The organism is Wolbachia endosymbiont (group B) of Sphaerophoria taeniata, assembly GCF_947179355.1.
Taxonomy (GTDB): Bacteria; Pseudomonadota; Alphaproteobacteria; order Rickettsiales; family Anaplasmataceae; genus Wolbachia.
Map to the genome: position 1 here is coordinate 374,838 of NZ_CAMXAW010000003.1, position 12,740 is coordinate 387,577.

Consider the following 12,740-nt stretch of genomic DNA (forward strand, 5'->3'; position numbering starts at 1 on the left):
TAAGTTCAATATACTTTGATCAAAATGCTTGAGTTTAAGTTTATAAGACTGAATTGTATAAGAAAACCTTACTTATTTCGCTATTTACTTCTTGTAAAAAACATGCTACTAATAAATTGTGTTATATAATTGAATTGGAGTAAGTTTTGGCAGTTCCGAAGAGAAAAAAGTCAAAGTCAAGGCGTAATATGCATCGTTCTCATCATACTATTAAGCCTAAGAATATTGTGGTATGTGCAACAACTGGAGAATTCATGTTGCCTCACAACATAGCAGTTGACAATAGTTACAAAGGAAAACGTGTTTTCATTAAACAAAAGGCGGAGTAACTCATGATATGTTACCCACGGTCAACAACAACATAGTTATCGCACTTGATGCTATGGGAGGGGATTTTGCACCTCTTTCCGTAATTCAGGGTGCTAGTTTTTTCTTGGATAATCTTGTTGATCCAGGTGTTGAAGTTTTTTTTCATATTTATGGAGATCAGAAAGAAATATCTCCTTTGCTTTCAAAATACAAAAAAGTAATCGATAACTCCGAATTTACCCATTGCTCTGATAATGTTCTTCCAAATGATAAACCCTCTTTTGCACTGAAACATCGCAAAGATTCAAGTATGAAGGCAGCTGTTGAAGCAGTGAAAAAAGGTAAAGCTTTTGGAATGGTGTCTTCAGGCAACACTGGAGCATTGATGGCTATCTCCAGATTTATTTTAGGAACATTACCCAATATCTATCGTCCTGCTATTGCATCTGTCTGTCCAACTAAGACAAAAAGCTTTGCATTGCTTGATCTTGGTGCAAATGTTGACTGTAATACTGACTCATTATTTCAATTTGCATTAATGGGGAGTATATTTGCAAAAATAGCATTAAAAGTTGAAAATCCTGAAGTCGCTTTGCTAAACATTGGTACAGAAGAAGTGAAAGGTACTGACTCAGTAAGAGGAGCTTTTGAGTTACTCAAAAATGCTCCAAGTATTAACTTCAAAGGATATATAGAGGCAAGTGAATTTTTAGATGGTAATATAGACGTAATTGTTGCTGATGGTTTTGTTGGTAATGTAATGCTCAAGACAGCTGAGGCAACTGCTGGTACTTTTATCAGTCTAATAAAACAGGAAGTATTTAATTCATGGATGACAAAAATGCTTGTCGGCATATTGTTGAAACCCAAGCTAAATAAAGCATTAGAGCGTTTTAATCCTAAAATTAGAAGTGGAGCTATGTTTCTAGGGCTAAATGGTATCATTATAAAGAGCCACGGAAATTCTGATGCTATTTCTTTTGCTCACGCTATAAAATTTGCAGTAAATGCAATCAGTGAAAATTTAAACCAGAAGATAATTAACGGGGTAAGTCATATTGAATAAAAGTTTCATATTGAGCACTGGTTCTTACCTACCAAAAAAAATTTTGAGTAATAACGAAATTGCATCGATAGTTGAAACAAACGATGAATGGATAAGGCAAAGAACAGGAATAGTTCAAAGACATATAGCAGATGAAGGAGAACTAACGTCAGATTTAGCTGTTAATGCAGCGAAAAATGCTATAGAAAAAGCGAAAATTTCAATAGATGAAATTGGTTTGATCATAGTTGCAACAACAACACCTGACAAAACTTTTCCTAGCTGTGCAACGATTATACAAAGTAAATTAAAGTGTAAAAACGCATTTGCTTTTGATGTACAGGCAGCATGCTCTGGTTTTATATATGCAGTTACAGTTGCTGATTCACTTATAAAGTCTAACGATAGAATTAAATACGCGCTTGTTATTGGTGCTGAAATAATGTCTAGGATTGTTGATTGGGAAGATAGGTCAACTTGTGTACTCTTTGGTGATGGTGCTGGTGCAGTGATAATGAAATCAGAAATGAGTAGCAGTAGCATTATATCAACAAACTTACACTCTGATGGCAATGTGGACTTATTATGTACAAACGGAGGAATATCCTCTACTCGTGATTCTGGAAAGATACTTATGAATGGAAGAGAAGTGTTTAAACATGCAGTAGAGAAATTAACAGCCTCAGTAGAGGAAACTCTAAAATGCAATAGTTTAAAGATTACTGATATTGACTGGTTAATTCCCCATCAAGCAAACATTCGCATTATTGAAGCAGTAGTAAAGAAATTAGATTTTCCTATAGAAAAAGTAATTAATACAGTTGATAAGCATGCAAACACCTCAGCAGCGTCAATTCCACTAGCCTTAGACTATGCAGTACAAGAATCAAAAATAAAGTCAGGAAATCTGATATTGCTGATTTCAATAGGTGCAGGTTTAGCCTGGGGTTCTGTGTTACTGTGCTATTAGACTTCCTATTACCCACGCTTCTTTTTTCTCAGTTTTATCGTTACATGCTGTACTGACAAAGTTTTGAGATATTATCACAAACATTATATTCACAAGAAATACTTGACTTCACGTGTACTAAGAAGCATTTTATATATGATGTGTGCCCGTAGCTCAGTTGGATAGAGCAACAGCCTTCTAAGCTGTGGGTCGTAGGTTCGAATCCTACCGGGCACATTCTTCTATCAATGCTTTCTATAAATTTTCAAGTATTCTGGTACCACATTTTCAATTGCTAGTGGTCTAATTTTCATTGTTTCGAGATCATCTGACTTTTCGATTGAACTACTCATCATAACTTTCACCTGATCTCGAGTAAGTATAGGGCTTGCATCTCCAGTTATAGGTTTTAACAGCACAGAAACAACTTTACTTTCTAAGAAAAAGGCTATCAATCTTGCCATTGGAAAAGGTACATTGATCAGTAGACACTTTCTGTTAGTCACATTCAGAATAAACTTTAATAAGCTTTTAAAAGAGTAAACTTTTGATCCACCTATATTATAAATTTTTTTATCTTGCTTATTAAAGCTGATAATACGGTATACCACTTCAGCTAAGTTTGTTACACATATCGGCTGAAACTTCGTTATTCCACTACCGATCAACGGCAAAAAAGGAAGAATTGTTGCTAATCTTGCAAATTTATTAAAGAAATTATCTTCTTTACCAAATACAAGACTGGGCTTAATTATCATTGCTCCTTGAAACGCCGAAGCTACAGCTTTCTCACCTTTCAATTTACTTTGGGCATATTTTGATAACTTATCATTTTCTATTCCCATGGCAGAAAAATGTATCATCATGGATACATTTTTTATTTGCGCAGCTTTTGCTATTCTTTCAGCTATTCCAACATGAACTGTATAGAAATCGTATTTTCTTTTTTCATATAATATTCCTACTAAGTTTATAACAACATCACACCCCTCCATACTTTCTAAAATTGATTTTTCATTAAAAAAATCTCCTTCAAGTATTGATATTTGCCCTAAGTTGCCACATAACTTTAGACAAGCAGCTTTTTCCTGATCACGAGTAAATATTCTTATTAAATACCCCGCCGCTGCCAAGCGTCTTACGATGTGTTTTCCTATAAATCCCGTTCCACCAAAAATAACTATACGTTTTATCACAGTTAAAACTTCCAATAACTTAACTTTAAATTAATACAATAGTTTTATTTAATATTCTATTGTGAATTCCTGCACTATAAGGTCCATTCTCATTCCATGAGAACCTTTAACTAAAATTACATCATTACCTTGAACAATATTAGCTAAATTACTTTTCAATTGGTTAGAATCATCGAAATGCATGCCTTTTATATTCTCCGGTAAAAGTTTATTCAATTCTAACATAAATTTACCAACTGTATGAACTTTATTCACATTTTGTTCTACTATAGAGTCAAGCAATTCTGTATGAAATACTATGCTTTCATTACCAAGTTCTAACATATCGCCGAGTAGTGCCACTTTTCTTAAATTAGAATATGTACCTAAAGTTCTTATTGCAGCCTTCATTGAAGTAGGGTTAGCATTATAGGAGTCGTTAATCAAATGTACTAATTTTCCATTGTATTTAGCTTGATGAACATTACCTCTACCTTCTGTTACAGTAAAATTCTCAAGTGCTAGTGGTAATTTCGATAAATCAAGTCCTAGACTTTGCACAACTGCTGTCACAACTAATGCAGAGTATGTAAAATGCTCACCCCGCAAACGTAAATTACAGTTTATAATTTGACCGTTGTGCGGTTTAATTTTTAAATTTATACCGCTATCGTTTCTTATTAGGTCTAACAAACGAACAGTAGCACTTTCATTCTTACCAAAGCTCACTACATTTCTGTCAGCATTTGATAAAAGATAATCATAATGTTTATTATCCTTGTTCAAAATCAAAGTACCATTATTTTTCATACCACATAGGACTTCTAACTTCGCTTGCGCAATATCAAGTAGAGATGAAAAATTTTCAACATGCGCAGGTTCGATGTTGGTAATAACTGCAATATCCGGATTGCTAATCTTCGATAGCTCTTTTATCTCACCAGCTCTATTCATTCCCATTTCAAGGATTAAGTACTGGCAGTTTTTTGGGACTTTTAGAATAGTAAAAGGTAATCCTATATTATTATTCAAGTTATCTTTGTTTGCATAAGACGCTCCATATTGCGATAGAACAGTGTGCAGCATGTCCTTTGTAGTCGTTTTCCCGACACTACCTGTAATTGTAATAACTTTAGCATTAACAAGAACATTTCTAATGTAATATGATGCCATATTATGCAAAGCTTTTAGAGTATCTTGCACAATAATTAGAGGAAAATTTCTATATTTATCTTCGCTTACTACCGCAGCAACAGCTCCTTTTAAAAATGCTTCATGTAGAAAATCATGCCCATCAAATTTCTTTCCCTTGAGAGCAATAAATAAATCGCCTTTTTTTATGCTTCTTGTATCCGTTGAAATATTTGAGCTATATACCGAATTACAAACACCCTCCCCTCTTCCGCCAGTAGCATCGATAATATTATTTGCGTTCCATTTTAACATAATTTATCTTTAAAGGTAATTTGAACAAGAAAAGCAGCAAAAATACTACATACTTTGGTAATGTACAAATAATGATTGCTATCTCTATAATTTCATCTTATAATAGATATACAAGCTTAAATATTTTCGTCTATAATTGAGTGTATTTTACTATCTGATTGTAGAAAGTGACTTGGAGGTATGTATGGCAAAAGATGAGTCAAATAAAAAGTCTATTTTGGCTAAGATAAAAGGCGTGTTTTTTCTTGTGCCTAAAGCACTTATTTATCCTATAAAGAAACCGTTTGCTTCAATTGATGAAATGAAGCATGATGCTAAAGTTTCATTAAAAAAGGCTGTGAGTGATGTACCTAAAGAAGAAGAGAAATATGACCCACCTATAAAAACCACAGAAGCTAGTAAGTACCTTGGCATACAAATAACAAAACAAGAAAAAGGTAAGGTAAGTTTTTTAGCGTCAAGAACTTTAACGGGGGATATACCTTACTTGAGTCCAGAGAAATTAGATAAAATAAGGAAAGATCTGCCAAATATAACTATTTTTAGAGAAGAAAACAAAATTGTAATTGAAGTTGATGTTGAGAAGATTATCCAAGAAATAAAAGATAAAAATCCAGGTATAGATGAAAAAGTAATGAAAAAGTACGCTCTTGAAGGAATTTATAATAAAATTGATTATGATCTCAAAAATTTGGCAAAAATTACTGGTGGAGAGTTTAAAGTTCACACAGACCGAAAGTTGCTGTATGATATTGCAGAAAAGTTGTATAGTGGATACGATAGTAAAAAGCAACAGTCACAAGAAGTTATAAGGTCTATAGGTAAAGAAAAGTCATCAGAGAAAATTTTAAATAATTGGCAAAAAGCTATTAAACAAGATTTTGAAAGTTGCGAAAGCATAAGAGGTAGGGGGAAATAAATTATGGAGAGTGTTATGAAAGAAGTTAAAATAGAGGAAAGGTATCATAGCCTAACTGTTCCTGGAGATATGTATCATTTACAACCAGAAGTTATTGCTGCAAGAAGGGCAAAAAGAATAGAAACGTTTTCAAAAAGACACCAAATGGACTATGGGTCAGTTTTGCGTGGACAAGATATACAGCTAAAAGACGTTTCAAGTCTTGAAGATGCTTCTAGCGAAGCAGCAATAAGCCCACCTTCTACACCAAATCATAAGCAAAATAGAAGAGGACCAGGAATTTAATAAAGTATGGGTAGTACAGCTTATGATGACACTAATATTTTTGCTAAGATATTAAGAGGTGAGTTGTCTTATGAGGAAATACATAAAAATGAAAATGTGCTAGCTTTTCGTGATAAGTATCCTGATGCACCAGTTCATATTCTAGTTATACCAAAAGCTCAATACGTTTCATACGATGATTTTGTTCTGAAAGCTTCCGAAGAGGAAATAGTAAGTTTTTTTAAAACTGTTAGAGAAATAGCACATAAATATAACTTAGAAAAAACAGGATATAGATTAGTTACTAATCACGGTAAAGATGGAGAGCAAGTTATACCGCACTTTCACATACATATTTTAGGTGGTAAAAGATTAGGAAAGCATGTAAATTCATAGTGTTATATGTTTTTTAAATGAGTGAATATTTAACCATATTAATTTTTATCTGTGTATCAATTGTAGTATCCTTTACTTTAGGTGTATTACCTATGTTTCTTGCAGTCAGTAACCCAGATGGTGAAAAGCTTTCTACATATGAGTGTGGCTTTAATCCTTTATCAAGAGCCAGAAAAAGTTTCGACATAAAATTTTACTTAGTTGCAATATTGTTCATAATATTCGATTTAGAAATTGCTTTTCTTTTCCCTTGGGCCGTTTCTTTATCTAAAATAAGCTATTGCGGATTTTGGTCTATGATGATATTCCTTGCAATACTTACTATAGGCTTTATTTATGAGTGGTGTAAAGGTGCGTTGGAATGGGAATAAATTTATCTAATGGCGACTGGAATCGTTACAAAAAAGAAGGTTTTCTTATCACTAAATTTGGCGATTTAATAGATTATATAATGAACTGGGCAAGGTCTGGTTCATTGTGGCCAATGACATTTGGTCTTGCATGTTGCGCAGTAGAGATGATGCACACTGCATCCAGTCGTTATGATCTTGATAGATATGGCATAATCTTTCGTGCAAGCCCAAGGCAAGCAGATGTTATGATTGTTGCTGGCACGTTAACTAATAAAATGGCAGCAGCATTGCGTAAAGTTTATGATCAAATGGCAGATCCCAAATACGTCGTCTCTATGGGAAGTTGTGCAAATGGCGGTGGCTATTATCATTATTCTTACTCAGTAGTCCGTGGTTGCGATAGAATTGTGCCAGTTGATGTGTATGTTCCTGGATGCCCTCCAACTGCTGAGGCGTTGCTATATGGAATGCTATGTCTACAAAATAAAATAAAACGAACTAAAAATATATAGCATGGATAAAACTGCAAAATACATACAAAAAAAGACTAAATGTGAATGTATTCAGAAAAATGATGGCACTATTGTAATATATTCAGCTTTGAATGACATTGAAAATCACTTACTCTTTCTACGTGATGATGAAAAGTGTAGGCTTGAATTATTAGTTGACGTTTTTGGAGTTGATTACCCAGATAGAGAAAAACGTTTCGAGCTAATATACAATTTGCTCAGCGTTGTACACAATATCAGAGTGCACATAAAGCTTCAGTTATGTGAAGGTGATATACCTCTAAGTGTAGCAAAGATATTTAACGCAGCTTCGTGGTTTGAGCGTGAAGTATTTGATATGTATGGAATAGAGTTTTCTGATCACCCAGATTTACGTAGGATTTTAACGGATTATGGATTCAAAGGTCATCCAATGTTAAAAGATTTTCCTCTCACTGGCTACGAGGAAGTAAGATACGATATAGAGGCAAAAAAGGTTGTATATAATCCTATAGACTTACCACAAGATTTTCGTATGTTTGACAGCTTATCCCCTTGGGAAGGTAGTAAAGCCACAAAAGTAAATATAAAGGAGTAGAAAATGACAGCACAAAGAAAAAAAATATCTTTGATTGGTGCAGGAAATATCGGTGGGACTCTTGCCCATATGATTGCACTAAGAGAGCTAGGAGATGTTATTTTGCTTGATGTAAGCGATGGAATACCACAAGGTAAAGCGCTTGACATTACAGAATCATCTCCTATTGATCGATCTAATGTCAATATTACTGGTACAAATAGGTATGAAGATATAAAAAACTCTGACGCAATTATAATAACTGCTGGCATTGCCAGAAAACCTGGAATGAGCAGAGATGACCTTCTGCAAACTAATGCTGCAGTAATGAAAGAGGTTGGGGAAAATATTAAAAAACATTCTCCAAACGCATTTGTAATAGTGGTTACCAATCCTTTAGATGCTATGGTTTCAGTAGTATACAAATCTTCAAGTCTGCCAACTAATATGATTGTTGGTATGGCAGGAGTGCTTGACTCTGCTCGTTTTCGTTATTTTCTTGCAAGTGAGTTAAATATTTCTGTCGAAGATGTATCTGCTTTTGTGCTTGGAGGACATGGTGACACTATGGTACCACTAATCAATTATGCTTCAATTGCTGGCATTCCACTTACCCAAATCATTGAGATGGGTTTGATTACGCGAGGAAAAGTTGATGAAATAGTTGAGCGCACTCGTAATGGTGGAAAAGAAATAGTTGATCTACTTAAATCTGGATCTGCATACTATGCTCCTGCATCTTCAGCCATAAGCATGCTAGAATCATACTTAAAAGATAAAAGGCGTATATTACCATGCGCTGCTTATCTTAATGGTGAATATGGTGTGAAAGACTTATTCATTGGTGTTCCTACTATTATTGGCAAAAATGGAGTTGAGAAAATTCTAGAAGTTAAGATGGATAATAGTGAACAAGAGATGTTCAATAAATCTGTAAATGCAGTGGAAGAGCTTTGTCGGCTAAATTAATTGTCCTATATAATTTCTTTGAGCTCAAGTTTTGTAAACAGCCTAAAAAAATTATTTGTAGTTATTTTTGCTACTTGTTCCGGCGATTCATTCCATAATTCTGCTAAACAATTCACAACATATTTCACCATTGCCGGTTCATTTTTTCTTCCTCTGTAAGGCTCAGGAGATAGATAAGGTGCATCAGTTTCAACTAAAACACGCTCACGTGGCACATTTTGTGCAATTTCTCTTAGTAAGTTCGCATTTTTAAAAGTAATAATTCCAGAAAATGAAATGTATAATCCCAAGTCCATAGCCTTATAAGCAAGCTCTTTAGAAGAAGCAAAGCAATGCATTACTCCACTAAAAGCGTCCTTCTTCATTTCTGAATTTAACATATCAATCATCTCACTATCAGCATTTCTAGTGTGAATAACTAAAGGTAATCCTGTTACTTTTGCCGCTTCTATATGTGATGCAAAACTTTTTTTTTGATTGCTTTTGTTATCAGATTTATAAAAATCTAATCCGGTTTCACCGATACTAATTACCTTTTGACCCTTAGTAAACTCAATTAATTCATCAACATGTATACACTCACCATTTTCTATAGTAGTATCAAGCGGATGTATACCAACGGAGTAGTAGACTTGATCATAGAATGAAGAGATTTTTAATAATTTAGGGATATCATTAATGCTTATACATATGTTATGCAAAATTCTCACACCATTTTGCTCTGCTCTTGAAATTACCTTTGGTATTTCATCATCAGAAAAATAAATTAGATGACAATGAGAATCAACTATCATAAATAGATCCTTTTATGATAGAAGAAAACTCTTCTATCACTTTTTTATAAACTTCTTTTTTGAACGGTATGGCACTGGCTACCAAATCATCCACATTTTGCCAACGCCACTCTTTGAACTCTGGATGATCAGTATAGTTAATATTAATATCCTTATCCTTCCCACAAAATTTCATTAAGAACCACCTTTGCTTTTGGCCAGAATATCTCCCATTCCAGCATGTTGGTATAACTTCCTCAGGTAAGTTATAGTGTATCCACTCTTTATTTTTAGCCACAATTTCTGCTTTATCAGTACCAACTTCTTCCAATAGCTCACGTAGCGCTGCCTGCTCTAGCTCTTCACCTTCATCAACTCCTCCTTGTGGCATCTGCCAATAAGAGTCACTATCAAAACGTTTTCCAATAAAAATATTTCCCTGTTTGTTAAATAACATTATGCCAACACAAGGGCGATACTCTTTCTCCTCACTAATCACAAATACTCTCTGTTGCTAAATTATTTATCATAGAAGTTCCAACTACTTTTTTACTATTCATTTTTTCAACAATTTTTTTTGCAACTTCTTTTGCGCTTAAGTTTGAGTTATCAATTTCAAGTGAACCTTGAGGCACAAATAGTTTCTTTCCTTTAATTCTTCTCATAGCAAAATCTGAATCAGTAATTTTTCTCTCCTGCTCTCTTTCCTTTAATTGAACGCGCTTTACTAGTTCTCCACTATTACAATATAACACCACAGGGAGAATCTCCACGTTCATTTTTTTACTTAAATTCACCACTGAGTTATATACTTTTTGATCATAGGAATCACCTTTTATCAATTCGTTTGTAAATATATAATGCTTTGATTCTATATGGTATTTTTCCAATATTGCTAACATATTCTCTCTAATCACAAAAATTTCTTCCCATATTTCACTTGTAACCTCAGCGTTTCTGAAATCAATCATATCAAATATAATATTATTAAACAGGTTATTGTCTACTATCACCCCATCAATAATATTACACAGCTCTTTTGCAATCGTAAGTTTGCCACTACCCGGAAATCCGATTAAGTAAATGACCATACCATCAGAAAACTATCATATATTACAAATATATGTATTATAAACGTTACACTAGAAACATATCAAAAATAGTTCATATTCAGAAATTTTGAGTGTATCATTACAGATAAATTATATAATTTAGAATAATGAATGGTGATACAGAATCAATAAAAAGTAAGATTGTAGATATAATAGATCAAAACAAAGGTCAAGATATAGTTACTTTTGATGTGCAGAATAAAACTGTCATTGCAAAATATATGATCATTGCATCCGGTGATTCGAGCCGCCATGTAAAAGCATTAGCTGAGCACGTGATGAAAAATCTCAAGCAATATGATAAAATAGATGTAGAAGGTATGGATGAAGGTAACTGGGTGATTGTGAATTTTCAAGGTATAATGGTTCACCTATTCAGGCCAGAAGTAAGAGAATATTATAAGATAGAAGAGTTATGGAATTGATTATCCAGGTAGCTGGTATACACTTGCTCAAATGTTGTAATTTTGAAGGCAACCCTTATGAAGTTGGTGGTGTCATTCCAGTGCTTGACACTGGAATCTAGAAAACTTAATCATAAACGAGCACACTATACAACATTTTTGATGAAATTTCATAATAAACTGGATTCCAGCGTCAAGCACTGGAATGACGCCATCGTTAACAACACCGTTTACACACAAAATAACATATTATGAAACATAAATCCGAGTTTTTAAACTTCATTCAAGAAAGAGGATACCTATATCAATGTACAAACATTGATAGGTTAGACCAGCTATTATCACAAGATAATTATATAATTGCATACATTGGGTTTGATTGTACGGCACCAAGTTTGCATATTGGCAGTCTCATTCAAATCATGATGCTCCGTCACCTACAAAAATTCGGTTATAAGCCAATAATTCTACTTGGAGGTGGCACAACAAAAATTGGTGACCCATCTGGTAAAGACAAAGCAAGAAGCGTCTTGCCGATAGAAGATATCAATCAAAATATACTTGGTATAAAGAAAACCCTCGAGAAGATGATATCTTTCGATTATGGAAAAACTGGTGCAATCATAGTAAACAACGCAGATTGGTTAGATAACATAAAATATATAGACTTTTTGCGTGATATAGGGACACATTTTTCTGTAAATCGCATGTTAGGCTTTGATAGTGTGAAAATTAGGCTAGATAGGGAGCAAAATCTAAGCTTTCTCGAGTTTAATTACATGTTGTTACAAGCCTATGATTTTGTCGAGTTGAATAAAAAGTATGGCTGTCGTCTCCAGATTGGAGGGTCAGACCAATGGGGAAATATAGTAAACGGAATTGAACTTGGCAAAAAGTTAAATTTACCTGAGCTGTTTGGTCTTACCACACCTCTTTTATTAAACGCACAAGGAAAAAAGATGGGCAAAACTGAAAGTGGAGCAGTATGGCTTGATGGTAGCATGCTAAAGCCCTATGACTACTGGCAATATTTTCGCAATGTTGATGATCAAGATGTTGGTCGTTTTTTGAGACTTTTCACTGATTTATCAATTGATGAAATTAAAAAACTAGAGTCCTTGAAGGATCAAGAAACAAACGAAGCAAAAAAGGTCTTGGCAACAGAAGTGACAAAAATATGTCACGGTTGTAAAGAAGCGAAACTTGCACGATCTGCTGCAATCTCTGCTTTTGAAAATGAAGACAGTTCATTGCTTTCTGGTTACACTATCACAAGAGAACAAGTTGCAAATGGCATACTCCTGATAGACTTGCTTCATGACACCGGTTTTGAACCTTCAAAAGGTGCGGCAAAGCGTTTAATACAGGGCAATGGATGCAAAGTTAATGATAATACTATAAATGATGTTAACTATATAATAAATTCTGAGAGCTTCAAAGATCAGTCATTCATAAAATTGTCTGCAGGAAAGAAACGCCATATTAAAATTTTAGTGAGTGAAGTAAGAAAGTGAATTTGTATCTGTTCAGCAGAGTGGTAAAATAAGGTAGGCAAGAA

At 33.9% G+C, this 12,740-nt stretch carries 17 protein-coding genes and 1 tRNA gene; 13 read left to right on the forward strand and 5 right to left on the reverse strand.

Annotation, left to right across the window (positions count from 1 at the left end):
- Positions 1–146 precede the first annotated feature (146 nt).
- From rpmF to ONG75_RS05695, 4 genes are all read left to right on the forward strand, one after another.
- On the forward strand, positions 147–329 hold the full coding sequence (rpmF, locus tag ONG75_RS05680; protein ID WP_029237672.1) for a 50S ribosomal protein L32: 183 nt from the start codon (positions 147–149) through the stop codon (positions 327–329).
- Positions 330–337: 8 nt separating this feature from the next.
- Positions 338–1,375 carry a phosphate acyltransferase PlsX gene (plsX, locus tag ONG75_RS05685; RefSeq protein WP_010405337.1) on the forward strand — a complete coding sequence of 346 codons (1,038 nt, stop codon included), beginning with the start codon at positions 338–340 and terminating at the stop codon, positions 1,373–1,375.
- Positions 1,368–2,324: a beta-ketoacyl-ACP synthase III gene (locus tag ONG75_RS05690; protein WP_264375986.1), complete on the forward strand. Its 957-nt coding sequence runs from the start codon at positions 1,368–1,370 to the stop codon at positions 2,322–2,324. The genes plsX and ONG75_RS05690 overlap by 8 nt, the downstream gene beginning before the upstream one ends.
- 142 nt (positions 2,325–2,466) lie before the next feature.
- A tRNA-Arg gene (locus ONG75_RS05695) sits at positions 2,467–2,540 on the forward strand.
- Positions 2,541–2,548: 8 nt separating this feature from the next.
- On the opposite strand, the gene ONG75_RS05700 is transcribed toward ONG75_RS05695, so the two are convergent.
- Entirely contained in the window at positions 2,549–3,514 is a 966-nt protein-coding gene (locus tag ONG75_RS05700) for a complex I NDUFA9 subunit family protein (RefSeq protein WP_064085471.1), read from the reverse strand.
- A 33-nt stretch (positions 3,515–3,547) separates the two neighbouring features.
- Positions 3,548–4,924: a UDP-N-acetylmuramoyl-tripeptide--D-alanyl-D-alanine ligase gene (locus ONG75_RS05705; RefSeq protein WP_264336529.1), complete on the reverse strand. Its 1,377-nt coding sequence runs from the start codon at positions 4,922–4,924 to the stop codon at positions 3,548–3,550.
- Positions 4,925–5,108: 184 nt separating this feature from the next.
- Here ONG75_RS05705 and ONG75_RS05710 point away from each other — a divergent pair, with 184 nt between their 5' ends.
- From ONG75_RS05710 to mdh, 7 genes are read left to right on the forward strand one after another with little or no spacing between them, the layout of a single operon-like run.
- Positions 5,109–5,843, forward strand: a complete 735-nt coding sequence (locus ONG75_RS05710) for a hypothetical protein (RefSeq protein WP_264375987.1) — start codon at positions 5,109–5,111, stop codon at positions 5,841–5,843.
- Positions 5,844–5,846: 3 nt separating this feature from the next.
- On the forward strand, positions 5,847–6,128 hold the full coding sequence (locus ONG75_RS05715; RefSeq protein ID WP_010403548.1) for a hypothetical protein: 282 nt from the start codon (positions 5,847–5,849) through the stop codon (positions 6,126–6,128).
- Between the two features lie 6 nt (positions 6,129–6,134).
- Positions 6,135–6,503, forward strand: coding sequence for an HIT domain-containing protein (locus tag ONG75_RS05720; RefSeq protein ID WP_006014413.1), 369 nt, complete (start codon positions 6,135–6,137; stop codon positions 6,501–6,503).
- Positions 6,504–6,520: 17 nt separating this feature from the next.
- Positions 6,521–6,874, forward strand: coding sequence for an NADH-quinone oxidoreductase subunit A (locus tag ONG75_RS05725; RefSeq protein ID WP_064085468.1), 354 nt, complete (start codon positions 6,521–6,523; stop codon positions 6,872–6,874).
- Positions 6,865–7,368, forward strand: a complete 504-nt coding sequence (locus ONG75_RS05730; protein ID WP_007302257.1) for a NuoB/complex I 20 kDa subunit family protein — start codon at positions 6,865–6,867, stop codon at positions 7,366–7,368. The genes ONG75_RS05725 and ONG75_RS05730 overlap by 10 nt, the downstream gene beginning before the upstream one ends.
- Position 7,369: 1 nt before the next feature.
- On the forward strand, positions 7,370–7,945 hold the full coding sequence (locus ONG75_RS05735) for an NADH-quinone oxidoreductase subunit C (protein WP_017532371.1): 576 nt from the start codon (positions 7,370–7,372) through the stop codon (positions 7,943–7,945).
- A 3-nt stretch (positions 7,946–7,948) separates the two neighbouring features.
- On the forward strand, positions 7,949–8,893 hold the full coding sequence (gene mdh / locus ONG75_RS05740; protein WP_264375988.1) for a malate dehydrogenase: 945 nt from the start codon (positions 7,949–7,951) through the stop codon (positions 8,891–8,893).
- Between the two features lie 5 nt (positions 8,894–8,898).
- Here the strand turns inward: mdh and ONG75_RS05745 are convergent, their stop codons facing one another.
- Genes ONG75_RS05745 through ONG75_RS05755 form a run of 3 tightly spaced genes read right to left on the reverse strand, consistent with a single transcriptional unit; the run spans position 8,899 to position 10,757 of the window.
- Entirely contained in the window at positions 8,899–9,687 is a 789-nt protein-coding gene (locus ONG75_RS05745) for a TatD family hydrolase (RefSeq protein WP_264375989.1), read from the reverse strand.
- Complete coding sequence (locus tag ONG75_RS05750) at positions 9,677–10,165, reverse strand: RNA pyrophosphohydrolase (RefSeq protein WP_264375990.1); 489 nt, start codon at positions 10,163–10,165, stop codon at positions 9,677–9,679. Before ONG75_RS05750 ends, ONG75_RS05745 begins: the two co-directional genes overlap by 11 nt.
- Positions 10,158–10,757: an AAA family ATPase gene (locus ONG75_RS05755; RefSeq protein WP_264375991.1), complete on the reverse strand. Its 600-nt coding sequence runs from the start codon at positions 10,755–10,757 to the stop codon at positions 10,158–10,160. The genes ONG75_RS05750 and ONG75_RS05755 overlap by 8 nt, the downstream gene beginning before the upstream one ends.
- 128 nt (positions 10,758–10,885) lie before the next feature.
- Between ONG75_RS05755 and rsfS the strand changes: the two genes are divergently transcribed.
- Both rsfS and tyrS read left to right on the forward strand, forming a co-directional pair.
- Positions 10,886–11,203 carry a ribosome silencing factor gene (gene rsfS / locus ONG75_RS05760; RefSeq protein ID WP_264375992.1) on the forward strand — a complete coding sequence of 106 codons (318 nt, stop codon included), beginning with the start codon at positions 10,886–10,888 and terminating at the stop codon, positions 11,201–11,203.
- 230 nt (positions 11,204–11,433) lie between these two features.
- Complete coding sequence (gene tyrS / locus ONG75_RS05765; protein WP_264336526.1) at positions 11,434–12,696, forward strand: tyrosine--tRNA ligase; 1,263 nt, start codon at positions 11,434–11,436, stop codon at positions 12,694–12,696.
- The last annotated feature ends 44 nt before the right edge of the window (positions 12,697–12,740 follow it).

Bases quoted from the DNA above. Each gene is read 5' to 3' on its own strand.
- ONG75_RS05745 (WP_264375989.1), bottom strand. From the start codon at position 9,687: ATGATAGTTGATTCTCATTGTCATCTAATTTATTTTTCTGATGATGAA.
- ONG75_RS05720 (WP_006014413.1), top strand. From the start codon at position 6,135: ATGGGTAGTACAGCTTATGATGACACTAATATTTTTGCTAAGATATTA.
- ONG75_RS05705 (WP_264336529.1), bottom strand. From the start codon at position 4,924: ATGTTAAAATGGAACGCAAATAATATTATCGATGCTACTGGCGGAAGA.
- ONG75_RS05715 (WP_010403548.1), top strand. From the start codon at position 5,847: ATGGAGAGTGTTATGAAAGAAGTTAAAATAGAGGAAAGGTATCATAGC.
- mdh (WP_264375988.1), top strand. From the start codon at position 7,949: ATGACAGCACAAAGAAAAAAAATATCTTTGATTGGTGCAGGAAATATC.
- tyrS (WP_264336526.1), top strand. From the start codon at position 11,434: ATGAAACATAAATCCGAGTTTTTAAACTTCATTCAAGAAAGAGGATAC.
- ONG75_RS05725 (WP_064085468.1), top strand. From the start codon at position 6,521: ATGAGTGAATATTTAACCATATTAATTTTTATCTGTGTATCAATTGTA.
- plsX (WP_010405337.1), top strand. From the start codon at position 338: ATGTTACCCACGGTCAACAACAACATAGTTATCGCACTTGATGCTATG.
- ONG75_RS05755 (WP_264375991.1), bottom strand. From the start codon at position 10,757: ATGGTCATTTACTTAATCGGATTTCCGGGTAGTGGCAAACTTACGATT.
- ONG75_RS05735 (WP_017532371.1), top strand. From the start codon at position 7,370: ATGGATAAAACTGCAAAATACATACAAAAAAAGACTAAATGTGAATGT.
- ONG75_RS05730 (WP_007302257.1), top strand. From the start codon at position 6,865: ATGGGAATAAATTTATCTAATGGCGACTGGAATCGTTACAAAAAAGAA.
- rsfS (WP_264375992.1), top strand. From the start codon at position 10,886: ATGAATGGTGATACAGAATCAATAAAAAGTAAGATTGTAGATATAATA.
- ONG75_RS05710 (WP_264375987.1), top strand. From the start codon at position 5,109: ATGGCAAAAGATGAGTCAAATAAAAAGTCTATTTTGGCTAAGATAAAA.